The organism is Spirosoma pollinicola (genome assembly GCF_002831565.1).
In the GTDB taxonomy this organism is placed as follows: Bacteria; Bacteroidota; Bacteroidia; order Cytophagales; family Spirosomataceae; genus Spirosoma; species Spirosoma pollinicola.
Window position 1 is genome coordinate 4624432 of sequence record NZ_CP025096.1, and the last position, 24489, is coordinate 4648920.

Here is a 24489-nt window from a genome sequence, read left to right on the forward strand (position 1 = left end):
ATGCCTCCCATTGGTTGTAAAATTATGTATCAAACAAGTCACTATTCAGCTAACTGACAGATGAGATCGTCACGCGCACAACTCATTTTAATGCTTTCGCTGGTCGCTATTCTGACCTCCTGCCGGTTATTCAGCAGCCAACCCCTTGCGACATCCCATAACTATTGTGAACCCACGATTGCCTACCAGTATGATTCGACATACCTGCCATTGGCCGATGTTGAGACAATTTTGAAAATCGATTCCAGTTTAACCCACAGATACACACGTCACGACTTATTACTGGCCAATGCAATGGGTATTTTACCATTACTGCGTGAGTTAATCAGTCTGGAAGGCAGCAACCAGCTCAATAGCCGGGTGGACATCCTGACAAAATACCAGCAAATTCTCAACCGGATTATACTGACGTCTACTCAGATTTCCGGTTTAGCCGCCGAGTTGGATTGTGAAAGTGAGCGAGCCGAACGAATTGCTACCTATTTAGATCAACGTGATGCCCAGCGCATACGGCGACTAACGATTCTATCCGTCGTTCTGGGCGCTGCTACAACAGTAGCCACCGCCCTGATTCATGCCGATGGTACGGCCAAAGTTGTTGGTATTGGGGGCGGAGTTCTTGGTGCTGGTTTTGGCGGACTGGCCGCTACGTCCTCTACGCATTCGGTCCCGTTTCATCATGATCGAAACTTGTTAGCCGACATTTGGTATCAGCCCAAACAGTCGTCTGTATATCCACCCATGATCTGGTACTTCCTGAATGAGAAAGTATTCAGCAATCTTGGCGAGCATACCATCAGCCACAATACGCGCCAGCGCTGGCAGGACTACGTTATCAATGGAACTTCTGCCGATCAGCAAGCTCTGTATTTTGGGAAGGGTGGCAATTATGAGGCCGATGACCTGCATAACCGGGCCAATATGCTGAATCAACTTCAATCATCGGTTCGATCCATCAACCAGGATTTGCAGAGTCTGGTGCTCTCGTTAACGAGGTGATTGTTGGCACTCGTGACGTATAAAGCAACAAAGGCGTTTCAGAAAAGAAACGCCTTTGTTGTTAGCTGTAAGCTGGTTTATCAATATCTGGTTTGGGATTTGGATTTCGATTAGGGTGTCCCATACGAACATTTGCTCCCGGATTTTCTCCGTCCATATACTCATCTTCCAGCGCATCTGGTGCTAATTCTTCCGCATCAATTTCACTCCCTACACCACTGTTCCCTTCGGCTGACTGATCGGCCAAACCAGCTGGCGAAATCGCTTGCTTTGCCCGAATGATATCTTCTTTTTCCTGATTTTCCATACCGTTTTTGGGTTTCGTTTTGAGCACTCATTTCTACGTCTAACTCCGGTTATTTAAGATTGTTTATCAGCCCGGATACACAAAAAGCACCAAACCCATTTTAAAATAGATCCGGTGCTTTTTGCGTATAATCTTTACCAACTATTATTTCGATACAGTCGGCATCAGAACGGTATCAATCGAGTGTACGATACCATTGGTAGCCTCCACATCAGCCTGATTTATTGTGGCCGTGTTACCAGCCCCATCGGTTATGGTTATGTTATCGCCCTGCTTTCCTACGGTCAGGGTTCCACCCGTTACGGTTTTAAGTTTCTGCCCATCCTGCAACTGATCAGCCGTGAATTTCCCTTTCACGACGTGATAGGCCAATAGTTTTACCAGTTTAGGCTTGGCGGCTGGCTTCCAGAACTCATCAACAGTGCCAGCAGGTAGTTTTTCGAAAGCCTCGTTCGTCGGCGCGAAAACCGTGAAGGGTCCTTTTCCGCTGGCTTGCTCAGTTAGACCCGACACCCGCAGCGCCCGAAATAAAATGGTGTGGCTCGCCGACTTTGCCGCACTAATCGCCAAATCTTTTCCGGTCGATGTGCCTGCCTTCATAGTCGTTGTGGCAGTTGTTTGTACGGACGAATTCACTTCCTGCGCTACAACCGACACACAGGTGCCAACAAAAAGGGATAGGGCCATTGCCCATCCCAAATATGGTTTCTTGTTCATTTTGGATTTAGTTGGAAATTAAACATACGACCTGTTCTATAAACAAGCCCGAAACAAACGTTTCGATTTGTTGATTAAACGGTCAGCCTACCGCTAAAAATTGCCTTCTAACTGAAGAAATTGAGCGAAAGGGCCAGTATTGATTAATGGATAACTGTTAATTGCCCCCGATAGGTTGTGGTCAATGAGCCGTTTAGGGTACGAATCTGGTACGTATAAACGCCCATTTCTACGGGTTCCTGGTGGTAGGTTCCATCCCAGGGCTGTGCGTATCCTTTCGAGAAAAAAAGTAATTCGCCCCAGCGGTTAAAAATTGACACCTCGACCTGCGGAAATGAACTGATGTTTGGAATTACCCAGGCATCGTTCTGCCCATCGGCATTGGGCGAAAAAGCTGATGGAATGTAGAGGGGTTCACTGACCTCAACCAGCACAGAAAAGGTAGCCAGACAACCGCTTACGCTAATAGCCGTTAGCTGGTAAGGCGTTGTTTCTATTGGGTTGGCCTCAGGACTGGCCACATCTGTCTGGCTCAGGGCCGTTGGCGGTTCCCAGTGGTAACGAGAAATAGGTTCATTACTCTGGGTTACTAATTGTACACTACTCCCTTTTACAATCCCGTAAACCGTTTGCCCGGTCAATACAGGCCCTGGAGATACAACAGCCTGACGACTTTGGGAAACCCGACACCCATCAACAGACAGTATAGTATACGTCAGTTTGTGCCACCCCACGCCCGCTACTGCCGGATCGAAGCGATCACCCTGCACCCCCGGTCCGGCATAAATGCCGCCTGTGGGTTGGGCTTTTAGCGATACGATGGCGGTGTTCGTAATACAAACAGGTGCCAACGAATCAAATTGAACCGTTTGGCGATCAAATTGTCCCAGTTCGTATTTCTCGGAAAGAGCCGTGCAACCTGTTGGGGCAGTTGCGGTAACCTGATAGGAACCCGCCTGCCGCGCCGTTAGCACAGGCGTGTTGTCGGTTAACTTCGCTCCATCCCGCTGCCATATATAACTGGCACCACCTTCAGTCGCTGCCGTAAGTTGCACCGTTGAATCAGGACAAAGCTTTGCAGCAGTTGCACTTATTTTAACGGTGGGAACGGCATTTATGGTTACCTGAAGGCTATCCAGTCCGTCGCACCCCGCTAATGCTGACTTTGTGCTTACTCGATAGGTTCCTGACTGATATACGCGAAGCGTGGCCTGATCACCACCAAGTGATCGTCCATCCCGACGCCATTGATACTGCGTACCCGGTTGCCCGTCGGCCTGTATAGTAACGGTGTCGCCGGTGCAGTAAGGAGCCGGAGATGTTACCGATAATTTGACAGGTTGGGCTATTGACACTGTCACCTTCACAGCCTGTGATGTGGTATCGTTTGCACACACATTGGCCTGGCTTTTAACAACCGTATAGACACCCGATGCAGTCACCTGAAGGGTATCTGTTATAGAGCCGCGTATATTGGCTCCATCTTTCTGCCATTGATAGGCCCAGATCGGATTTTTCTCCACACTCAGCACCAATGGTTTACTACTGCTACACCAAGTGATGTCCGAAGAAGCTTTACCATCAGACAGAACTACCGCCGGGGGGGGAGTATTTTTAGAGCAGTCGACAACGGGTAATTGAAAATCCCGGCGTACTACGCCAATGCGTTCACCATTCCGATACTCTTCGCATTGAACGGTAAACAGGTAAAGTCCTTCTTGATTAGCCCGAACGGTTAGTTGGCCTGTTGTAGCATTAATGGCAAGGGCTGGGTTACCAGGTATAATATTTGCTAAGCCGTAACCTGGTGCCCACGTAATTGTAGGGTAACTGGCTCGTGACGATTGGTCAACACTAGTTGGTACGCCCCGATTTGTGTACCCATTAAGGGGAGTAACGAGTGAATACCGTAGCTGGTCGCCATCGCTATCTGTTGCTGCGGCATCAAATGTAAATGGTTTGTTGATGCAAATATAATCACCGTTTGGCAACTGGAAATCAGGCGCTGAATTGGTGAACTTCGACCCGTTTTTCGTCATGGCCGGAAATTCCATGTAGAAGACCATGCCAACTCCATCTGCCGAAGCACTATTTACATTCGTCAGATTGTCGTTTCGGCAGCAACGTTCCCACACAATATAATACCCGCCGGGATCGGTATATTTATTGGTGTCGAACTGGTAGTTCTCGTAATAATTAGCTTGCGTAAAATTCAGCTGACGGAGCGTAGCACAGGCTGTATTATCGAACGTAAGCGGTAGGGTTTCCTTGAGCAAAAGGGTGATTCGCTCAACAAGAATCGGATTCTTCTTTCGGTAAACCAGCAATGTTACCGAATTGTCTTTGTTACCAGTGGGGCCTGGCACGACTTTGGTTTCATCCCAGTACTGATTCAATTGTAATAAAAAGAGGCCGGGTGTCGTGCCAACCGCCCGCATACTCATGTCGCCCCCAATGATGTGTGTTGCCCGGGCGCATAAGGATAAAAGCAAACTAATTACCAGCACTGTCCCCGTCCTTACCAGTTGGGGAATTTCTTTCGACACCACTTGCATAACGCCCGCACCATTTATTCAACCTAACACATTCAGTTTTACAGAAAAGTCATACTGAATATATAAATGTTTATGACAACATACTGTTGATCAGGTAAAGCTATTTATTATATGGTGGTAATAGAGTGTGCAAATAGACCTATCTTATTGTACGGTCTTACACTTTGGAAATAACAGGATTGATACGCCTGCAAAATGATTATTTTGATAGAACACCCTTAGCAATAAGGTATGGGATCAAAAGCCAGAGTAAGCCTTTGATTAGAAAGAATAGGAAGCCACCCCAACCGAAGCGTTTGAGCCAAATCTTGAACCGCTCATTCATAGAACAAAGATAAGGATTTACGTCTTTGAAAATCCCCGTACTCGTTTACATTGATTCCCGATCGTTAAATCTGATTCCTGAATTGAGTGCAGAAAATTTGTCATCCATTTTAACATGTTTCCTAGTTATAGTAAATTAGGAAACGAATGCCTTCCCCGAATAAAGTTTCCAGTTAATTACCTGACTTCCATTAATTTATATAATATTTCCAATTACTATTCTGCCCTTTAGTCAATGGTATTTACCTTTTCCATTGCCTAACTAAAAAGGTAGACATCCAGCTCGTAAAGGCCTGACTGATTCCATTTCGAACAAATTATACCAAAAAATAACAGCAACTTTGTTCCCTCAGTTGTTAGTAATACAGAAACATTATTGGGCAGAACAAATCATGAATATTACAAAAGACAAAGTTGCCGCCATCCATTATACCTTGCGCGATAGCGATGGTAACGTACTGGACTCCAGCCAGGGGCGAGATCCATTGTATTACCTCCACGGGGCAAATAACCTGATTCCGGGTATGGAAGAAGGGCTGGAAGGCCGCACTAAAGGCGACGTACTTAAATTGGACGTCGATCCTGAAAAAGGCTACGGCAAACGCGATCCTCAACTTATAGAAGAGGTTCCACTAAAAGCCTTTGGTGGCCAGAAAATTGAGGTTGGTATGCAGTTTGAAGCCAACGACGGACAGGTCATTACGGTTACCAATGTTGGACCCGAAACCGTTACCGTCGACGCAAACCACCCCCTTGCCGACCAGAGCTTACATTTCGATGTTGAGGTTATTGAGGTTCGCGACGCCACGTCCGACGAATTATCGCACGGCCACGTTCACGGCCCCGGCGGGCATCATTAAAAATAAGGAAGAGAGGGAGGGAGGGGAAGAGAGGGATAAGTGATTAAACTAGTTGCATTCTTCCTCCTCTCCTCACTTACCTCCTCTCCTCCCTTTTTCTCCCTATCTTTGCACTACAAAATCATGGCACAGATAGGTACAGATATTGGAAGTGCAAAAGCATTTCTTGAAGCGGGCAATGTAGTGGGTATCCCAACCGAAACCGTTTATGGATTGGCCGGTAATGCCCTTGATACAGACGCAGTTCTGACAATTTTTCGGGTAAAAAATCGCCCGTCGTTCGATCCCCTCATCGTTCATACAGACTCGTTCGATAAGTTGAACCGGTACGTTTCGCATATTCCTGAACTGGCTCGCAAACTGGCAGAAACCTTCTGGCCGGGACCGTTCACGCTCCTCCTACCCAAGCGCGACCTGATTCCAGACATTGTAACGGCTGGCCTGCCCATGGTTGCTGTTCGCATCCCGAACCACCCACTCACTCTCGACTTACTTCGCTCCCTCGATTTCCCTCTGGCAGCTCCCAGTGCCAATCCATTTGGCTACATCAGCCCAACAACAGCGCAGCACGTTGTCGATCAACTGGGCGATCAGGTGCCGTATATACTGGATGGTGGTCGGGCGGGCGTGGGAATTGAATCGACTATTATTGGCTTTGAGAACAACATAGCTACTGTATTTCGGTTAGGCGGTATGGCGTTGGAACAGATTGAGCAGGTTATTGGCCCAGTTGCGGTGCGAACGCATTCCACCTCAAACCCTAAAGCGCCAGGTATGTTGAGCAGCCATTATGCACCCCGGAAACCCTTGATTCTCCTGCCCCCCGGCACGAGTCCTGATCCGGGCGAACGGGTTGGTGCGCTGGCATTTCGGGAACCCTTTGGCGGGATACCCGCTCCAAATCAACGGGTTCTCTCTCCCACCGGCGACCTGAACGAAGCCGCCAAAAATCTCTTTGCGCACCTGCGCGCATTGGATAACCTGGCTATTGATGTTATTTATGCCGAACCCCTGCCAAACGAAGGACTTGGCTGGGCCATGAACGACCGGCTCAGGCGAGCCAGCGTGCAGGAATAAAGTCTGGCATTTTTTTGTCCGAATTTGGTTTTAGCTTTAGAAAACGAACGCAACGGCCATGATAACTGAAGAACCAAACAAAGAAGCGCGGCACCAACAGGCAGTACTTGTTATCCGGCAGATGCTGGCGAATAAGAAAGTCGCTGAAAAAGAAGCTATTGAAGCGTATAAAAACAATCCAGCCAAACAAGCGCGGGTTGCTAAACTGCGTCGTGAGAATGAAGAACAAGGAACCCCTATCGTTAGGCTATAAAGTTGATAATGACCCAGACGATCCAAACGTATTCATTTTTGAAACTATTAATGCGATCATCTAGTAAGTAAAGTTTACATCTAGTGGTTACATTTTTACTCACGATCCTGAAATTCAGCCGTTTGTATTTGAGATAAGCATCCTTGTTCTTGAGATCCCACTGAACAAAAAACCTCCGGGCGACAAACTTGTTCCCCCGACAATAGCCCAAATTTTTGCCAGTTTCTTTGAGCAGCATGAGCGAATTGTCGTGTACGCTTGTGATACGTCTGATAAACGTGGCCGAGTCAGACAACGGAAATTTACGAGTTGGTTCAAGCTTTATGAAGGCGGCATTTTTTTTCAATTCAGCGACATTATAATCGATTAAGCAGGGGTCCCCTATTTTATCACGCTACTTGTCAAAAATAGCAACCCATTCCGTCGTCGCCTACTGATAGCTTTCGATGATTTATTGATGGACTACAAAAAATAGTTAGTCCTCACAACTCCCCACTTTCTATTGCCGAATCGGCTTTCCCAGCAAGCTCGATAATCATTGGCAATAAGTGCCCAAATCGCGCATCCTGACTATGTCCCTGTTTCCAGCGATCATAAATTTGCTGGGCAATTACAGCGTTTTTGTAAAGCCCGAATACATAATAGAACAGGATATTGCTCAGGTCACGACCGCTTTTTTCGGTGTATCGGCTTACGACTTCCTGCCGGGTCAAATTTCCCGGAAGCCAGGTCAGGTTGAAATTTCTATAGGCCGGACTATCACCCGCTTCGGACCAATAAGCCAATGTAGCCCCTAAATCCATGAGCGGGTCACCAACCGTCGACATTTCCCAATCCAAAACACCTTTTATAACTGGCAGTGGTTCATTTGTCGTTTCGTCGGAAGCCAGCACAACATTGTCGAATTTGTAATCGTTGTGCAAAAAAGCAGGTGCCTGTTCGATGAGGTAGTTTTCCTGTAGCCAAATCCCGGCCTTGTCCATGGACGGTATTTTATCGGTTTCGGCGGCACGATAGCGTTTTATCCAGCCCTCCACCTGCCGCTGCACATAGCCTTCCGGTTTACCTAACTGGATAAGACCGGTTGCCATAATGTTCAGGCCATGAATAGCCACCAGATTGTCTATCAATGCTTCGGATAACTGCCGCATCCGTTCGGGAGTGAGATTCAGCGCAGGAGCCATCGACGCCCGCAGAATAACGCCATTCACCCGCGTCATAATGTAAAACGGTGCGCCCAGCGGATCGGAGGTTTCGCAGTAAACAACCGGTTCGGGAGTCTTATCATACTGCCCTCTTAGGAGTGACAATACCCTGAACTCCCGCCCCATGTCGTGACCGCCTTTGATGTTGGCCCCAAACGGGGGGCGACGGAGTACAAACTCCCGGTCGGCAGTTTTGAGCAGATAGGTCAGATTTGAAAATCCACCTGCAAACTGCCGCACATCCAGCACTTGGCCAACGTCAGACGCATTCGTCTGAAGAAACTCATTCAGGGCCGTCAAATCTAGTTCTTCGCCCGACCGAACAGCACGAGGCAAATCTGGAGTCATCATAAATCATTCAGCATTTTCTCTCTCTCCATCATCTGGCGGAATTGCCGCAACTCCCGTGCTTTCTGCTTAATATCTAATCCATATTTTTTCAGGATACTGATCGCCATGTTCTGTTTATGAACCTCATCGGCCCCATCCCAGATACGCGCTCCCCGTTCGTGGCGGTACATTGCCGATAGAACGGTATCATCTGTAACACCCAACGCTCCATGCACCTGAATGGCCCGGTCGAGAACGCGTAGAAATGCATTGGCAACATAGAATTTAATGGCAGATACGGCATCACGCACGTTGCTTACACCAACTGTGTCTATCATGTGGGCCGTGTTCAGCACATATAACCGACAGGCATCTATTTCGGCCCGGCTTTCGGAGATAAAATCCTGAATAAACTGCTTTTCGCCCAGCATGACGCCGTCTTCAATTTCGCGCGAAACAGCGCGTTTGCACATAAGGTCAAACGCTTTTTCGGCATTACCAACCCACCGCATGCAGTGATGAACGCGTCCAGGCCCAAGTCGCTCCTGAGCCAGCCGAAAGCCCATGCCTTCGCCCGCAATGACATTTGAGAGCGGCACCCGGCAATTTGTATAGGTCACTTCGGCATGGCTGAACCAGCCCTCACCCGCTTCGCCAAACACCGGAATGTTGCGCTCTATAGTGAAACCCGGTGTATCGGTAGGGACAATTATCATGCTGGCACGCTGATGGGGAACCGCGTCGGGATTAGTCACCGCCATCACCACCGCAAACGTCGACCCATCTGCCGATGAGGTGAACCATTTGCGGCCATTAATAACATAGTCATCGCCATCCCGTACAGCCAGTGTAGCCATGCGGGTGGGATTTGAACCGGCAAATTCGGGTTCGGTCATCGAAAAACAGGACCGGATTTCGCCCGCCATGAGTGGTTTTAAGTACCGCTCTTTCAACTCGCTGGATGCGAACTTGTGAAGCAGCTCGGTGTTGCCAATATCGGGAGCCTGACAGCCAAATACATAATGACCAAAAAAGGGCGCATGAGCCAGTGCTTCACTTATTTGCCCGAACTCGCAGAGGGTAAGGCCATGCCCGCCATCCTGTTCGGACAGATGCAACCCCCACAAACCAACAGCTTTTACAAGCGTTCGTTTCTGGTCAAGAACCGGTATCAGATCGGTTAGTTTATTATGAGAAAAGCCAACTTCGAGCGGAATCAATTCCGTTTCGACAAATTCGCGAACCCGTGCAAGCAACGGCCTGACGCGTTCGGTAGTGAAAATCGTATCCATAATATAATCTCGTATAGAGCTGGGCAAATTATGGTATTTTTTCACACCAAAATAGCACGTATCGAAAATGAGTTGACTTATTCACTTTTCATTCTTCACTGGCTTATTTGTCCAGTTCCGCACTTCGCCCCTGCAAGCCGCCTGTATGCACCGCCACAACGGTTGCACCCGCTGGAAAGTACCCTTTTCGGGCGAGGTCATAGATTCCGTAAAGCATTTTACCGGTGTAAACCTGCTCCAGCAATACGCCCGTTTTCTGTTCAAAGCCCCTGATGAAATTCAACAAGTCGGAGGTGGTTTTGGCGTACCCGCCGAAATGATAGTCATGTACCCGACAGCCTCTGGCTGTCGGCGGGAACAAGGTCGACAGCCAGAGGCTGTCGGGTACTTTCAACACAACAAAGCCCAGCACACTCGTCTGTGCTGAAGCCGATTGTGCCAACCCCGCCACAGTGCCGCCCGTTCCAACGGCACAACACACATAATCGGGCGCATAACCCAATTGGGTCGTTATTTCGAGAATGATTTCGGCAGTGCCTTTAATAGCTAGTTCATTCGTTCCGCCTTCGGGCACAATATAACAAGGCCCAATTCGAGCAGTCAACTCCGCAAGAAACGCTGGTGTTTCTTTTTGTCGATACGCTTCCCGACTCACGAAGTGCAACTGCATACCGCTCTGTTGGCAAAAAGTCAGCGTTTCGTTTAGTGGCTTTCCGGCTAGTTCATTCCCCCGCACAACGCCTATGGTTCGAAAACCAAACGTCTTGCCAGCCGCAGCCAGGGCAAAAAGGTGATTTGAATAAGCCCCGCCAAACGTCAGCAAGGTTGTAAACCCCTGTTCTCGAGCGGCAAGTAGGTTGTATTTTAGTTTGCGCCACTTGTTGCCCGATACCAACGGATGCAGCAAATCGTCACGCTTCAGCAACAAGTTGATGGCTACCGATTCAGGGAAGGGGTCGATGAGTGGCTCAAGTGGCGAGTTACTCACCAATTCGGCAAGTTGCCGGGCAAGTTCGCCCATAATGCGTATTTTTGTAAATTCATTACAAACCTATAAGCTTTTTGAGACCTTATAGGTTTTTTAGGTATAACAATGCTAGCGGAAACGGAAGACGAATTACCAGAAGACGACGAATTATACGAACACCACCGTATTGTGGTGGACAAAGGCCAAAGCCCGTTGCGCATTGATCGCTTCTTGATGGATCGATTGCAGAATGCCACGCGTACTAAACTTCAGGCCGCTATCGATGCAGAATCGGTACGTGTCAACGACAAACCGACCAAAGCCAGCTATAAAATCAGGCCGTTGGACATTATCACCGTTTCGCTTGCCCATCCCCCCCGCGAAACCGATGTCAAGCCCGAAAATATTCCCATCAACATTGTGTTTGAGGATGATGACCTGCTGGTAATCAATAAAGTAGCCGGTATGGTTGTTCACCCCGCTCATGGAAACTGGGACGGTACGCTGGTGAATGCACTTGTTTACCATTTCCAGAACCTGCCCACCTCGCGAAACGGCGAAATCAGGCCTGGTTTAGTCCACAGGATCGACAAAGATACATCGGGACTTATGGTAATTGCCAAAACGGAATTTGCCATGACCTACCTCGCCCGGCAATTCTTTGAGCACAGTATTGAACGCACTTACAATGCCCTTACCTGGGGTGTTCCGAATCCGCTGAATGGCACGATCACAGGCTTCATTGGCCGGTCAATCAAAGATCGTAAAGTGCAGGCGATTTATGATGACGAATCGAAAGGCAAATGGGCCATTACGCATTACACAACACTGGAGGAACTTGGCTATGTTGCTCTGGTCCAATGTAAACTGGAAACCGGCCGCACGCACCAAATCCGGGCACATTTCAAACACGTAGGCAATCCATTGTTCAATGATGCAATGTATGGCGGTGACCGAATCCAGCGCGGCACTCCCGTTGGTAGTTACAAAGCCTTTGTCGAAAATGCCTTTAAATTATTACCCCGTCAGGCATTACACGCCAAATCGCTGGGTTTCACACACCCGCGCACCAAAGAATGGCTCCAGTTCGATTCTGAATTGCCGGACGATTTCCAGGCCGCCCTTACTAAATGGCGGAACAAAATGGCAAGTCGGGCAGCCGGTTCAAATGATTGATAAAGTAGTACGTTAGACTTTTTGCTTAATAAACCACCTAATTTAATAATCCAATCCCGTTCACAACTCACTCCTGTTCTATGATTTCAATTCGTCCTGGCACCCTCGAAGACATACCCGAAGCTTACGATTTAGTGACCGAACTGGCTATTTATGAGCGAGCCGCCGATCAGGTCACCAATACTGTCGAACAAATGGCCGTTGACGGTTTTGGTCCGAACCCCCTCTTTGGGATGATCATGGCCGAAGATTCCGACAGTCAAAAAATTGTTGGAATGGCCTTGTATTTTTTCCGGTACTCGACCTGGAAAGGCAAACGTCTATATCTGGAAGACATCATCGTGACAGAAGCATTCCGTGGCTATGGTGTTGGCAAATTGCTGCTTGATGCTACCATCGAAATGGCTCGTGAAACAAAATGCACGGGTATGATGTGGCAGGTACTTGACTGGAATGAACCCGCTATTGGCTTTTACAAACAGTTTGGCACCCGTTTCGACGATGGCTGGACAAATTGCCACCTGGATTTTTAGTGGAAAAAGTGAACGTAAGTAGAATGAGTGTGGTGGGTGTAATAAGTACTTATTCACTTATGCCACTTACGTTCACTTTCTCCCTTTCCTCCCCCCAATTCCTTATCTTTGCGTTTCGAGCATAGACATTAAGCATGACGTATCGTCAACGGAAAGCCATCCGCATAGCAGGGTGGGTGTTTTTAAGTATTTTTTTGCTGGCTCTCGTGGGTGCTGGCGTTGCCTATTCCAAGCGGGAAAGCCTGTTAAAAACTGCGCTGGAACGGGGTATTCGTAAAGCAAAACGAGATTATAACCTCGACGTTAAAATTGGCTCCGCAAAATTTACTGGACTAAGCTCACTGGCCTTTACCGATATTTCGGTGGTGCCGGAGCAGCGTGATAGTTTGGCCCATATCCAGCGGGTTGAACTGGACGTACGTTTCTGGCCGTTGCTCGCAGGCAAAATTGGCCTCTCGGGTATGACCCTCGAAAATGGGTTGATTCAGGTAATCAAACGCGACTCCCTTTCAAATATTGATTTCCTGCTGCACCGGAAACGCGATTCGACAGCGGTGGAAAGTACGCCATCAGAAACGAGTCGACGGACAAATCTGGCTGATGTGGCCGAAAACCTGATCGATAATATTCTATCAAAAATCCCCGATGATCTCAATATCAATAACCTGGAGTTCAGGGGGGTTGATGTTGGCAATGACACGATCAATCTGCTTACCCAAACGGCCGTCATCAAGAACGAGAACGTTTCGTCAACGATCAAGCTGAATGGCAATCAGGCAACCTGGCATGTATCGGGAACTGCTGATCCCGGCGACCGGGAGTATAATCTGGCCTTATATGCTGAAGGGCAAAATGGTCGTCCAAGACCCATTGAGTTACCTTACATTCAAAAAAAATACAACCTTAAAGTACAGGCCGACACATTACGGGCTGAACTTCGGGATGTGGATCGCTCGCGGGGGGAATTCCGGCTCGAAGGGGCTGGTTCCGTTAGAAATTTGCGAATTAATCATCCGGCCATTGCCCGAACAGATGTACTTGTTAGCCGGGCTGCGATAGATGCCAATCTGTTTGTGGGCGAAAACTACGTGGGTGTTGATAGCTCGTCAACCCTACACCTTGGCGAAATAAGCGCCCGGCCATTTGTAAAATATACGCTTCCCGATAAAACATCCTCGACCGGGCAGGGAAAGCAGTTCGACGTTCAACTGCATACAGATCAATTAGACGCTCAATCCATTTTCAACTCCTTTCCACAGGGGCTTTTTGAATCGCTGGAAGGTATGCAGGTGTCTGGTAAACTCAAATACGATCTGGCTTTTCAGTTTGATACCGCACTACCTGATTCGGTAAAGTTTAACTCTGGTCTGACGCAGGAAAACTTCCGCATTGTTAAAATGGGCCAGACCGATTTTTCTGCCATCAATCGGCCGTTTGTCTATACACCCTACGAAAAAGGGAAGCCCGTTCGCGATATTATGGTTGGCCCTGCAAATCCGAACTACACCCCGCTGAACCAGATTTCGCCCGATTTACGCAACGCCTTATTGACGTCGGAAGACTATAACTTCTTCACTCACAACGGTTTCAACGAGAAAGCCTTCCGGGTATCCATTGCGACCAACTTCAAAGAAAAGTCGTTTAAGCGCGGAGCCAGTACCGTTTCGATGCAGTTGGTTAAAAATGCCTTTCTAAGTAGGAATAAAACCCTCTCCCGAAAGATTGAAGAAATTCTGATCGTCTGGCTTATCGAGAACGAACATATAGTTTCGAAGGAGCGGATGTATGAAGTATATCTGAACATCATTGAATGGGGGAAAAACATTTACGGCATAGGTGAAGCAGCCAGTTATTACTTCGCCAAAAGCCCGGCAGATTTGAATTTAGGCGAAAGTATTTTTCTCGCTTTCGTTGTACCCCGCCCAAAAGCCGCACTAAATTGGTTTGTTCCGGATGGCACACTTCAGGTTCGGAATGTACGCGGCTATTTCAAGCTGATTGGCCGCATTATGGCTCGACGTGGCTTGACTGTACCCGACTCCGGTGCCTATGGATTTTATGACGTTCGACTGCGCCAGGGTCTGCGCCGGGAAGTGGCTCCAGTCGATTCACTGTTTCAGGGCGATAGCCTGATGACCGATCCGGCAGATGTTGAGGTAGATGAAGAGGAAGGTGCAAATGGCATCGGCAATTTCTTCCGCCGACTGTTCAAAGGCAAAAAAGCAGACGATAATCGCAGCAATGACGAGCAGCCTACCGTTCAGCCAGACCGTCCGGAAGCACTCCCCAGTGAACCAGCACCTGCTGATACCGTAAAAACCCGCAAGCAGCTACGACAGGAAAAACGGGAGCGAAAACGTCGGGAAAAAGAAGCGGAAAAAGCGTTGGAAGGCAATCAGTAAATTTGACGTATGAAATCCCTATTTAGACTTTTGCTCATTGTCGTGGTATTTGGCGGCCTTATTCTTTATGTCGTTTCCCGATATAATAACACGTCCCTTACGCCACAAACAATTGACCTGACCGTTGATTGCTCCGACTTGGAAAATGTATTGGTAACGTCGACGGTAAATGTCGTTGTCTCGAACCTGTCATCCCGATCGCACAACGATGTGTCGGTAAAAGTTGTGGCATTCGATGAAGCCGGAAAGGTTTTGAAAGAAAAATACACGACGTTCTCCCGTACCTTATCGCCCAACAGCAATTTCGACAAACCCGTTACGCTACCAGCCGGGACCAAACGTTGTGACTGTAAAATTGTGAGTTCACATCCTGTCAAGTAGGGCTAACGTCCTGTTATCGTCACGGCTTTCTGTAGGTAGGTATCTTTATCCAGTTGATCCAATAAAAAAGCTGCCACATCGGCACGGCTTATTCTCGGCATAGCGAACAATGAAAACGGCAGGTGTTCGCCAAGCCGCAACTCGCCAGTCAGGGCACCATTTGTCAGAATTGTTGGACGCACAATTGTCCAATCGAGGTTACTTTCCTGAACGAATTGTTCCTGCTTTTCTTTTTCGGCAATGACACCACTCAAGAATGTTTTGATAAACAGTTTACTGGGAAGCGATGCTTCTTCATAACTCGTCCCCACCCCCAGCGACGACACCACAAGAAGTTTTTTAACCCCTGCCTGCTTCATAACCGCAATTAGATTTTTTGTTCCTTCAGCCACAGCTTCGTCTTTCTGACCCGGTCGGCTCCCAAGCGAGCACAGGACAGCATCCTGCCGTCGAATGGCGGGTAACAATGTATCGGGCTTTAATACATCGCCGGTTAAGACGGTCAAATTAGGGTGTTGAATGGAAAGTTTGGCCGGGTCACGGACAAAGGCTGTCACAAAATGGCCTCGATCAAGAGCCTGCTCTACGATCTGGCGTCCGGTACCTCCGGTGGCACCTACTACTAGTAACTGCATAAAAATAACTGGATTGGGGTATGTCTATAACCCAAATCCAGCTATTCGGTTTTTTTAACCGGCGTTACCCTTATAAATCAAGCAAGTCGGGGCGTCGAACTCGTGTTCGCTCAAGTGCCTGCTCATGTCGCCATTCGTCAATTTTAGCTTCATGACCCGATAGTAAAATATCAGGTACCCGATGGCCTTCAAATTCGGCAGGGCGGGTATAAACTGGCGGGGCAAGGAGGTTATCCTGAAACGAGTCGGTCAAAGCTGATGTTTCGTCGTTCAAAACCCCCGGCAATAACCGGATAATGGCATCTGACAAAACACAGGCCGCCAATTCACCACCTGACAGTACATAGTCGCCAATACTTATTTCTTTCGTAACGAACAGTTCCCGGACGCGCTCATCGACGCCTTTGTAATGGCCACACAGAATGATAAGATTCTGTCTTAAGGAAAGTGTATTCGTCGTTTGCTGATTCAGGCGTTCGCCATCGGGCGTCATGTAGATAACTTCGTCGTATGTGCGCTCTTCCTGTAGCGACCGGATGCATTGGGCAATCGGTTCAATTTGCATGACCATACCGGCCCCGCCCCCAAACGCGTAGTCATCGACTCGCCGGTGCTTGTCGGCGGTGTAATCGCGCAGGTCATGTACGACCACCTCAACGTAGCCTCCCTGTTGCGCCCGTTGCAGAATCGAGTGGGCAAAAAAGCTGTCCAGCAGACGGGGCAGACAGGTAATGATATCAATCCTCATCGGTAGTATCATTATCGCCGTTTACCTCTTCTCCTTCATCCGGCTTGTTGTTCTCTTCCATATAGATTTCCAGTAAGCCATCGGGCAATACCACATTGAGTTTCTGGTTTGCCCGATCTACCGTCCGAACGATGTCGCTATTGATAGGAATCAGGACTTCTTTCCCCTGATAATCCATTGTGATCAGATCCTGTGCGTTCATGGCATATACACCCTGCACAATTCCCAACTCACCAGCTTCAGCATCAACAACCTGATAACCAACAATTTCGTGAAAATAGAATCGGGTCTCGTCTGTAATAGGCTCCAGTTCATCCAATGGCAGAAACGCGCCACAGTTAATAAGTCGTTCGGCCTGCTCAATCGTGTCGACATCCTCAAAAGCAATAATAGCGCGACTGCCTTTGACAATGGCGATCGATTCAATAAAATACGGAATCAGATCCCCTTTCACTTCCAGCAACACCGACTCCAGGTCGGCGTATTCGGCCGCATTGTCAACATCCAAAAAAAGTACTAGCTCACCACTAACGCCGTGCGTTTTGGTGATATGTCCTACCTGATAACAATCGTCTTTAGTCATAATGTAACGCGGTTGGAAAGCCGCACTTATAGCGTCAAAAGGCGGCTTTTTACGGGAACACCGCCAGGCCGCGTATCGTACAAAAATAGCCTGCTCAACGATGAACAGGCTATTTATTACCATTTTTGCAGGAGCACCGGGCTCCATAGAAAAATTATTCAGCAGCCGGAGCGTCCGTTGCAAGTTTTTCTTCTGTTGCAGGAGCAACTTCAGCTACGGGAGCAGCAGTTTCTTCAACAACTGGAGTAGTTTCAGCTACAGGAGCAGCAACTTCTTCAGCTACGGGAGCAACTTCAGCAACTGGGGCAGCTGCTTCTTCAGCTACGGGTGCTGGTGCTTCTACCGGAGCAGCAGCTTCAACTACAGGTGCTTCTTCAGCTACTGGAGCGGCTTCGGCTACAGGGGCTTCTTCAACAACGGGAGCAGCTTCAACTACAGGCTCTTCTACCTTGTTTTTCTTAGCAATAGCTTCGGCACGGGCTTCATTCACTTTCTTCTCAGCATCCAGACGAGCGGCACGAGACTGCTCTTTGGTTTGAGATTTAGTGTCGGCAGCACCGGCTTTGCGGTTGTCTTTCTCGCCTTTCCAGGTCGTGTATTTCTCATCGGCCTGTTCCTGGGTGATAGCGCCTTTGTTAACGCCTACCTGCAGGTGTTTGCGATACATGATGCCTTCGTGCGACAATACCGAACGAGCGGTATCCGTCGGCTGAGCACCAACCATGAGCCAATAAACGGCCCGTTCCGACTTCAATACGACCGTCGAAGGGTCGGTGTTGGGGTTGTACGAACCGATTTTTTCGATAAACCGGCCATCGCGAGGAGAGGTTGACTCTGCGATCACGATGTCATACATCGCCATTTTCTTGCGTCCACGACGCGCTAAACGAATTTTAACAGCCATTGTGCTTGTTTGTTTTTGACGGGAGACGCATCCCCCTTGTAAAACGTGGCCGCAAAGGTAAGAAAAAAGTTTGAGGTTTGTTATCAGAAGTTTGACGTCAATTAAGAAAACGTTAAACTTCTGATAACAAACCTCAAACTCTGTTAAAAAATCCCTAAACAACACGAGTCTATAAGCCGGGTTCTGTCTTCCAGTGAAACTTTGCAGCCCCACCAAATGGCCTATCATTTATCTGGGATGGCCGTCACCGACCACCTCGTTCGACCTACCCGCGTCGGCATTCAGCTCACGCTGAAACGAGAACGGGCCGCCCCACGTCCGACGCTTATTTGGTCTTTCAGCCCCTAAGGTTTATCCTGCCCCGCTGGTCGCCCATCGGGCGGTAGGCTCTTACCCCACCTTTTCACCCTTACCAGCTAGTAATGAATAATGGATAATAATTAATGGATAATGCAGTTTCCTGCATCACTATTTATTTTACATTGTCCATTATTCATTACTAAATGGCGGTATATTCTCTGTGACACTGGCTGTCGAACGGTCGTTCCCAACCGCCCGCCTTCCCGTTAGGAAGTAGGGTGCCCTGTGCTGCCCGGACTTTCCTCGCCCAATTGCTCAGACGCGATAAGCCAACTCGTGTTGCTTAGGGACAGCAAAGGTACGACTAAGGCTGTACTTCCCCGAATAAAATTCGGGGATATCCATATTCGAGTCCTTCGGACTCTGGGGTACTGGATATTCGGTTGACTTGATGAGTTTGTTATAAAGCAATAAAAACGCCCGGTCGCGAATGAACCGGGCGTTTTTATTGGTTGACTAAATCAGGTAATTACGACTGATTTACTTTGGATTTTTTGTTGCTGCGCTTCCAGTGGCTGGCGGGTTGTAAGCAATCTCATTATCAGGCACATCCCAATAGTCTAAATAGCCATAGGTGATGGTTGCATTTTTACTCACAACGCCCGTCCGGCTTAAGGCTACTGCCCCTTTCCGACCATTTTCCAGCAGACCCAAACGACGGGCATCGTAGAATGACAGTGCACGGAACAATAAGCCAATCCGTCGTTCACGACGTAGCTCTTCCTTAGCCGCATCCAGGGTTAAACTTGTGCCGGCAACGGCAGCCAAACCGGCTCCCTGTGCTTTACGCACTTCATCGACCAGCGCAAGACCATCCTCAATTTTACCGGTGTTAATCAAGGCTTCTGCCTTCATTAACTGGTTTTCCTCGTAGGAGCTTGCCAGATATAATTCGTAGCCACCCGCATTTGTATTTGAATACGAGATAACAGACGCGCTACCTTCTGAACCAGCCGCACCCCGGTTTACCAGATCAAAACGGGTGAAAAAGGCATTTCCCCGCGAGGTTTCACCAATATACGCCGACGCTCTCTGCTTAAAGTTGTTCGAAAAACGCAGATCACCCGTTTTAAACTCCTGAATTAACCGTTCCGAGATTTTATAGGTATTGTTAGACCCGGTCGTCTTACCCGACACCGTTCCGGCAGTAGGCGACAGGAAATCGCTGGTAGCGTTGGAACGGCCGGTGAATACATTGTCCGCAGCCAGGATACCTGTGTTTGTCAAGGTCAATATACTCGCCCATTGCGCTGCGGTCATGGCGCTTACGGGCGTATTGACCAGAATGTTCCGGGCTTTCAGGGTGTTGATGTTCCGTTGCCACATAGCTGGCGTTGGTACGTTTCCTTTGCCAACCCGGTTAAAGCTTGGAATCAGGCCCTGCATGGTTGCTGTATAATCGCCACTGGCCGTTAAGCCGCCCAGAATTTTATAGGCTTCATCCAGATTTTTATTTGCCTCGGTAATAATAGCTTCCTTGGTCACATAGTTACCATTGGTGCCATTTAGTACTTCGCCATTTGCTTTATCATTAATAATTCCCGCATAGTACATCGACCCGATGCGCGAATAAGCATACCCTTTCCACCAGTAGGCCCAGGCTTTCAACGCTCCTTTTTTCGTATCGGCTTCACCCGAAAACGTAGTGGCGTCAATGTTGGCCAAAAGTGTATTGGCAGCATTGTTGAGGTTGTACATATACGCCCACTCGTAGTAGGTCGAGTTCTGAAAACCCGTCGAGTTTACATTGGCCGTGATACGCAAAAAGTCGATCTGTTTATTGGGCGAGTTTGGGTTTAGCAGAATGGTACCGTCGTCGAGAGTAACCTGATTTGGGGCACCAATCTGATTAATAAAGACGTTGGCAATATCCGTCCCGATTACATCGCCCATCAGCTCATGATTGCCAATAGCTCCCGACCAGAAATAGCCCGGCGTACCGTCATAGTATTTTACATCTTTGAAACCGGTTATATAAAATCCTTCGCCAAAGGAGATCAAACCCGTTTCGGTTTTTAAGGCTGGTGACGATGGCTGGTTCGGATTCTGAACGTCCAGTTGTTCTTTACAGGATGCCATGAACCCGGAGAAAGCCAGGGTTAAGGCAAATATTTTTAGCTTATTCATACGGTCAGTTTTTTGAGATGGGTTTCCTTAAAATCCTATGTTCAGCGAAGCCTGATACGACTTATAGTTTGGCATCGTGCTATGATCGGTTCCTCTGTCCCAGGCTGAATTTGATGTTCCTGAACTAATTTCAGGATCGAAACCGGTGTACTTGGTCAATGTCCAGAGGTTACGTCCCGACAGAACAAGCTGGACTTTTCTGGTGCCTGGTATCTTAAAGAGTTTAGCGAAGTCAAGACCGACAGAAACGTTTCTCAGGCGCAGGAAGGAAGCATCTTCGTAGAAATAATCTTTCGTACCATTGGCGGTACGCTGGGCATAAACACCCCGATAAAAAGCCGTCCAGGCACCTGTTTGCCCATCAATGGTAATTGGATTGGCATAATCACTGTGAATACCGTCCCGATACATCCATTCTTTAGTCTGATTGTAGAGGTGATTGCCGTTTACCCAATCAAGCTGAAACCCTACCGTCAGGAAGTTCTTGAAGGTAAAATCATTGATAAACGACATGTTAAACTTCGGATTTGGGTCGCCGAAACTGAATTTATCAGCTGTGAAATAAGGCTGCTTCGTTAATTTATTGACAACAATCCCGTTGCTGGCCAGGGTGTAGCTTTCCTGATCGGCCTGCGGAATAAACGCAGTGCCGGTTAAGGGAGATACCTCATCGACACTGTGTATTACCTTATAACCGTATAACTGACCGATTTTCTCACCTGCCTTTAGCACATAGTTCGTGCTACCGGCATTGGACGTAACCACAACAGGAGCATCTCCCCGAACTGCGATAATTTTGGAGCTTTGCTTACCAAAATTGACGGTGGTATTCCATTTGAAATTACCCCCGTTATAAACTGTCGAGTTCAACGACATTTGAAGACCATTGGACCCTAATGTAAAGGCATTATCCGTCAGTTTGCCAAGGCCAACAGAAGGTGCAACATCGACCTGATAGATCGCATCTTTTGTTTTCCGATTCCAGTAGGTAGCCGATACCGCAATGGCATTTAACCAACTCGACCCTTTCATCAGGCTAAATACCATGTCGGTACCTAACTCAAGTTCCTCCGATACCTCTACCCCCAGGGCTGGGTTACTCTGGCCATTGGCATAATAAAAGGCTGTGTTTGTCCCCAATGTGGTTGGCGTAATGGTCACATACCGGTCGAAAGGCTGGGGTTGAATACCTGCCTGTCCGTAAGCAGCTCGTAGTTTTAACTCGGGTAGAAACCCATTTACAGGGCTATTTTCCCAGAATTTCAGCGACGACAAGCGCAGGTAGGCATCGCCACGAGGGAATGTAAATGGTTTGGACCCCTGCCCAAAGGCCGAAGAGAAGTCACTCCGGAAACCGCCCGAAATACCCAGAAAATCACCATACTCAAACCGCTGATTGACCAGATACCCATACGTAATAAATGGTTCTTTGTAATCACGGTAAACCCGCCACGACGAGGTGTTTGCGGCATTATATGGCGAATAGGCAGCCGGGAGTCCCATAGCTGCACTGGTATATTCATTTAGCTTGCTATTGCGCCAGTCGAACGATGCCTGCGTTACTGATTTGATGGGAATTTTCAGGCCAAAATCCTCTTTTAAATCGAATACAGCGGTCGCTGTAGCCAGAAAGTTCTGGAACATTTTCGTGTTCACATACTTCGTCAGATCGCCCGTATTGTTGGTGTTGTAGTTCGAGATGTAGGTAGCGGTTCCCTGGGTTAACCAGTACTTGATGTTCGCGTTGTTGGCCTGGTTCTGAAACTCCAGATCACGGTTTTGGGTCTGAAAATTCAGGCCATATTTTGCGTCCAGTTCAACAAATTTCGGGAATTTGTAATTGAGGTTTAAATTCTGGATGATGTCGACCTTGTTATCGTTATTTCGGGTATATGCCTGCCGATAAGACGGGTTCGACGCGTTGATACCAATGGTCTGGTTCATGTTATAAGGAATGGACCCATCCGTAGTTGTCAGATCAAAGTCAGCTAACGGATAGGCATTCAATAAGCTGAACAGAATAGTACGGTCGCTGGTCTTTAAGGTACTCTTGGTGTAGGCCAACTGCGTAATGGAGCGGAGAGTAAGGCCCTTTGCCAGATTCATACCAATATTGGCCATCAGGTTACTGCGGTCAAAATATCCATTATCCCGAATATTGCTTTCCTGATGGCTATTAGACGCCGACACACTAAAGTCTCCCTTTGGGCCTCCACCAGATAGCGCAACACTGTTGTTGAACGTATTGGCAGGTTTGAAGAAATAGTCGAAATGATCGTGGTATTGTAGATTCGCGTCGTATGGCTTGCTATTGGTAGCCGTCGGATCTGTCGAGTTGTACTGCACATTCTCGCTGTAAATCCCATTTGCGGCATCGAACACAATCGGTTTTCCCGACGAGCCGATAATGTTGTTGCTGGCATCGGTAACAAACGCATGGTATTTAGCCTTGCTCAACCCGCCCACATTTAAGTAGGTGTTCTGGGCAATACTTGACGAAATATCAATATTCATTTGCCCGTTCTTCCCCTTTTTGGAAAATAACTGGATAACGCCGTTGGCTCCCTGCGCACCATAAATGGTTGCAGCGGCCGCGCCTTGTACGACCTCAACGCGCTCGATAGCGTTCAGGTCAATGGTTTGCAGGCTGGTTGCGCCCATTTGTATCCCATCAATCAAAATCATGGGTTGAGTGCCCCGGTTGATGGTATTAATACCCCGCAGCAGGATATTTACATCGGCCCCTGGCGTACCACTCCGGCTGGTAATCTGCGCACCGGGAATTTTCCCAATAAGTGCCTGATCAATCGAAGCCGAAGGCGCTTGAGGCAAATCTTTTGAGGAGACTGATTCGACAGAAATAGCGATTTTCCGCTTGTCTGTAGCAACCCCTACCCCCGTCACCACAATTTCAGCAAGTTGTTTGGTGTCTGAGGCCATCTTAACATCTACTACTGAATTAGCACCCAACTCCACTTCCTTCGTCTTCATACCAATGAAGGAAAATATTAATGTACTCTTTGCCGCAGGGGCCGAAATAGCATACGTGCCATTGGCATCCGTAACCGACCCTATTGTGGTTCCTTTTACAACCACCGACACACCGGGTAGTCCATCGCCATCTTCGGCGGAAGACACCTTACCCGTAATTTTTCGATCCTGAGCCCAGGTAGCGGCCCAAGTTGAACATACCAGCAGGATGCTCAACAGTAAATTTTTCCTCATATACAGATTAGCTTAGATGACTTGAACAAAAGTATATTTCATCCAGACAATTCCAAAGATCTATATTAGAAATATACCATTAAATACAATTAATTCTTTTTTAATGCATACTATTAATAAATTATATAATCAATATTATTTAATATATAATATGCCACTTCAACTTAAAAACAGAATTTTATACTAATTATAATAGTTAGATAAAATTCATTAGATTAAAATACAGAGAATTTCTATACAGCGTTAAATAAGTATAGTACAATTTATTTGATATTTAAAAAACATAAAAATATACTATTGAACAAGTATAAATACTCATTGAAATAACCAATTTCATACCTAACCAAAGATTAAATGTCATTTTAATGATATTTTAACATAATAAATGGTATAATAGCCAATATTGGCTATATTAGTTCAATACAAGTTGATATAGGCAAATAATATACGAAAGTACTACCATCAAAAGGCATGGTGTCGGTGAGTATGGTATTGCGCTAAAGCCAAATGACTCATGCCGCCTTTCGCA

21 protein-coding genes and 1 other RNA gene are annotated in these 24489 nt (G+C 47.6%); 9 read left to right on the top strand and 13 right to left on the bottom strand.

The genetic code is table 11. The features are described from left to right. The first annotated feature begins 60 nt into the window (after positions 1-60). Positions 61-999, top strand: a complete 939-nt coding sequence (locus CWM47_RS19380) for a hypothetical protein (protein ID WP_240625345.1) — start codon at positions 61-63, stop codon at positions 997-999. A 61-nt stretch (positions 1000-1060) separates the two neighbouring features. Here CWM47_RS19380 and CWM47_RS19385 read toward each other — a convergent pair whose 3' ends face one another. The 3 genes from CWM47_RS19385 to CWM47_RS19395 form a co-directional block, all read right to left on the bottom strand. After that, positions 1061-1333 (bottom strand): hypothetical protein, encoded by a 273-nt coding sequence (locus CWM47_RS19385; protein WP_317046638.1) that lies wholly within the window; start codon positions 1331-1333, stop codon positions 1061-1063. A 117-nt stretch (positions 1334-1450) separates the two neighbouring features. After that, positions 1451-2023: a fasciclin domain-containing protein gene (locus tag CWM47_RS19390; protein WP_100989868.1), complete on the bottom strand. Its 573-nt coding sequence runs from the start codon at positions 2021-2023 to the stop codon at positions 1451-1453. Between the two features lie 143 nt (positions 2024-2166). After that, positions 2167-4578 carry a gliding motility-associated C-terminal domain-containing protein gene (locus tag CWM47_RS19395; protein ID WP_100989869.1) on the bottom strand — a complete coding sequence of 804 codons (2412 nt, stop codon included), beginning with the start codon at positions 4576-4578 and terminating at the stop codon, positions 2167-2169. A gap of 716 nt (positions 4579-5294) precedes the next feature. On the opposite strand from CWM47_RS19395, the gene CWM47_RS19400 reads away from it, so the two are divergent. The 4 genes from CWM47_RS19400 (at position 5295) to CWM47_RS40295 (ending at position 7462) form a co-directional block, all read left to right on the top strand. Beyond that, the gene (locus CWM47_RS19400; protein ID WP_100989870.1) at positions 5295-5762 is read left to right on the top strand and encodes an FKBP-type peptidyl-prolyl cis-trans isomerase; all 468 of its coding nucleotides are present in this window, start codon (positions 5295-5297) and stop codon (positions 5760-5762) included. A 123-nt stretch (positions 5763-5885) separates the two neighbouring features. Further along, a complete protein-coding gene (locus CWM47_RS19405) occupies positions 5886-6839 on the top strand; it encodes an L-threonylcarbamoyladenylate synthase (RefSeq protein ID WP_100989871.1) in 954 nt (317 codons plus the stop codon). Between the two features lie 58 nt (positions 6840-6897). Further along, a complete protein-coding gene (locus CWM47_RS19410) occupies positions 6898-7092 on the top strand; it encodes a hypothetical protein (RefSeq protein ID WP_100989872.1) in 195 nt (64 codons plus the stop codon). Between the two features lie 202 nt (positions 7093-7294). Further along, positions 7295-7462: a DUF6169 family protein gene (locus CWM47_RS40295; protein ID WP_394342022.1), complete on the top strand. Its 168-nt coding sequence runs from the start codon at positions 7295-7297 to the stop codon at positions 7460-7462. Positions 7463-7574: 112 nt separating this feature from the next. On the opposite strand, the gene CWM47_RS19420 is transcribed toward CWM47_RS40295, so the two are convergent. The 3 genes from CWM47_RS19420 to CWM47_RS19430 form a co-directional block, all read right to left on the bottom strand. Then, positions 7575-8648, bottom strand: coding sequence for a phosphotransferase family protein (locus CWM47_RS19420; RefSeq protein ID WP_100989874.1), 1074 nt, complete (start codon positions 8646-8648; stop codon positions 7575-7577). Continuing rightward, entirely contained in the window at positions 8645-9919 is a 1275-nt protein-coding gene (locus tag CWM47_RS19425) for an acyl-CoA dehydrogenase family protein (protein WP_100989875.1), read from the bottom strand. Before CWM47_RS19425 ends, CWM47_RS19420 begins: the two co-directional genes overlap by 4 nt. A 103-nt stretch (positions 9920-10022) precedes the next feature. Then, entirely contained in the window at positions 10023-10940 is a 918-nt protein-coding gene (locus CWM47_RS19430) for a 1-aminocyclopropane-1-carboxylate deaminase/D-cysteine desulfhydrase (RefSeq protein WP_100989876.1), read from the bottom strand. A gap of 72 nt (positions 10941-11012) precedes the next feature. Here CWM47_RS19430 and CWM47_RS19435 point away from each other — a divergent pair, with 72 nt between their 5' ends. From CWM47_RS19435 to CWM47_RS19450, 4 genes are all read left to right on the top strand, one after another. After that, positions 11013-12062 (top strand): RluA family pseudouridine synthase, encoded by a 1050-nt coding sequence (locus tag CWM47_RS19435; protein ID WP_100989877.1) that lies wholly within the window; start codon positions 11013-11015, stop codon positions 12060-12062. A gap of 80 nt (positions 12063-12142) precedes the next feature. Then, positions 12143-12595 (top strand): GNAT family N-acetyltransferase, encoded by a 453-nt coding sequence (locus tag CWM47_RS19440; RefSeq protein WP_100989878.1) that lies wholly within the window; start codon positions 12143-12145, stop codon positions 12593-12595. Positions 12596-12729: 134 nt separating this feature from the next. Further along, positions 12730-14997, top strand: a complete 2268-nt coding sequence (locus CWM47_RS19445; RefSeq protein WP_100989879.1) for a transglycosylase domain-containing protein — start codon at positions 12730-12732, stop codon at positions 14995-14997. Between the two features lie 9 nt (positions 14998-15006). Continuing rightward, positions 15007-15378 carry a hypothetical protein gene (locus tag CWM47_RS19450; RefSeq protein ID WP_100989880.1) on the top strand — a complete coding sequence of 124 codons (372 nt, stop codon included), beginning with the start codon at positions 15007-15009 and terminating at the stop codon, positions 15376-15378. A gap of 2 nt (positions 15379-15380) precedes the next feature. Here the strand turns inward: CWM47_RS19450 and CWM47_RS19455 are convergent, their stop codons facing one another. The 7 genes from CWM47_RS19455 to CWM47_RS19485 form a co-directional block, all read right to left on the bottom strand. After that, positions 15381-16013, bottom strand: a complete 633-nt coding sequence (locus CWM47_RS19455) for an NAD(P)-dependent oxidoreductase (RefSeq protein WP_100989881.1) — start codon at positions 16011-16013, stop codon at positions 15381-15383. A gap of 70 nt (positions 16014-16083) precedes the next feature. Beyond that, entirely contained in the window at positions 16084-16761 is a 678-nt protein-coding gene (trmD, locus tag CWM47_RS19460; protein WP_100989882.1) for a tRNA (guanosine(37)-N1)-methyltransferase TrmD, read from the bottom strand. Continuing rightward, positions 16751-17344 carry a ribosome maturation factor RimM gene (gene rimM, locus CWM47_RS19465; RefSeq protein ID WP_100993955.1) on the bottom strand — a complete coding sequence of 198 codons (594 nt, stop codon included), beginning with the start codon at positions 17342-17344 and terminating at the stop codon, positions 16751-16753. The genes trmD and rimM overlap by 11 nt, the downstream gene beginning before the upstream one ends. A 154-nt stretch (positions 17345-17498) precedes the next feature. Further along, complete coding sequence (locus CWM47_RS19470; protein ID WP_100989883.1) at positions 17499-18248, bottom strand: 30S ribosomal protein S16; 750 nt, start codon at positions 18246-18248, stop codon at positions 17499-17501. A gap of 156 nt (positions 18249-18404) precedes the next feature. Continuing rightward, positions 18405-18889, bottom strand: an RNA gene (gene rnpB / locus CWM47_RS19475) — RNase P RNA component class A. 199 nt (positions 18890-19088) lie between these two features. Beyond that, positions 19089-20735 (bottom strand): RagB/SusD family nutrient uptake outer membrane protein, encoded by a 1647-nt coding sequence (locus CWM47_RS19480; protein ID WP_100989884.1) that lies wholly within the window; start codon positions 20733-20735, stop codon positions 19089-19091. 27 nt (positions 20736-20762) lie between these two features. Continuing rightward, on the bottom strand, positions 20763-23960 hold the full coding sequence (locus CWM47_RS19485; RefSeq protein ID WP_100989885.1) for a SusC/RagA family TonB-linked outer membrane protein: 3198 nt from the start codon (positions 23958-23960) through the stop codon (positions 20763-20765). Positions 23961-24489: the final 529 nt, after the last annotated feature.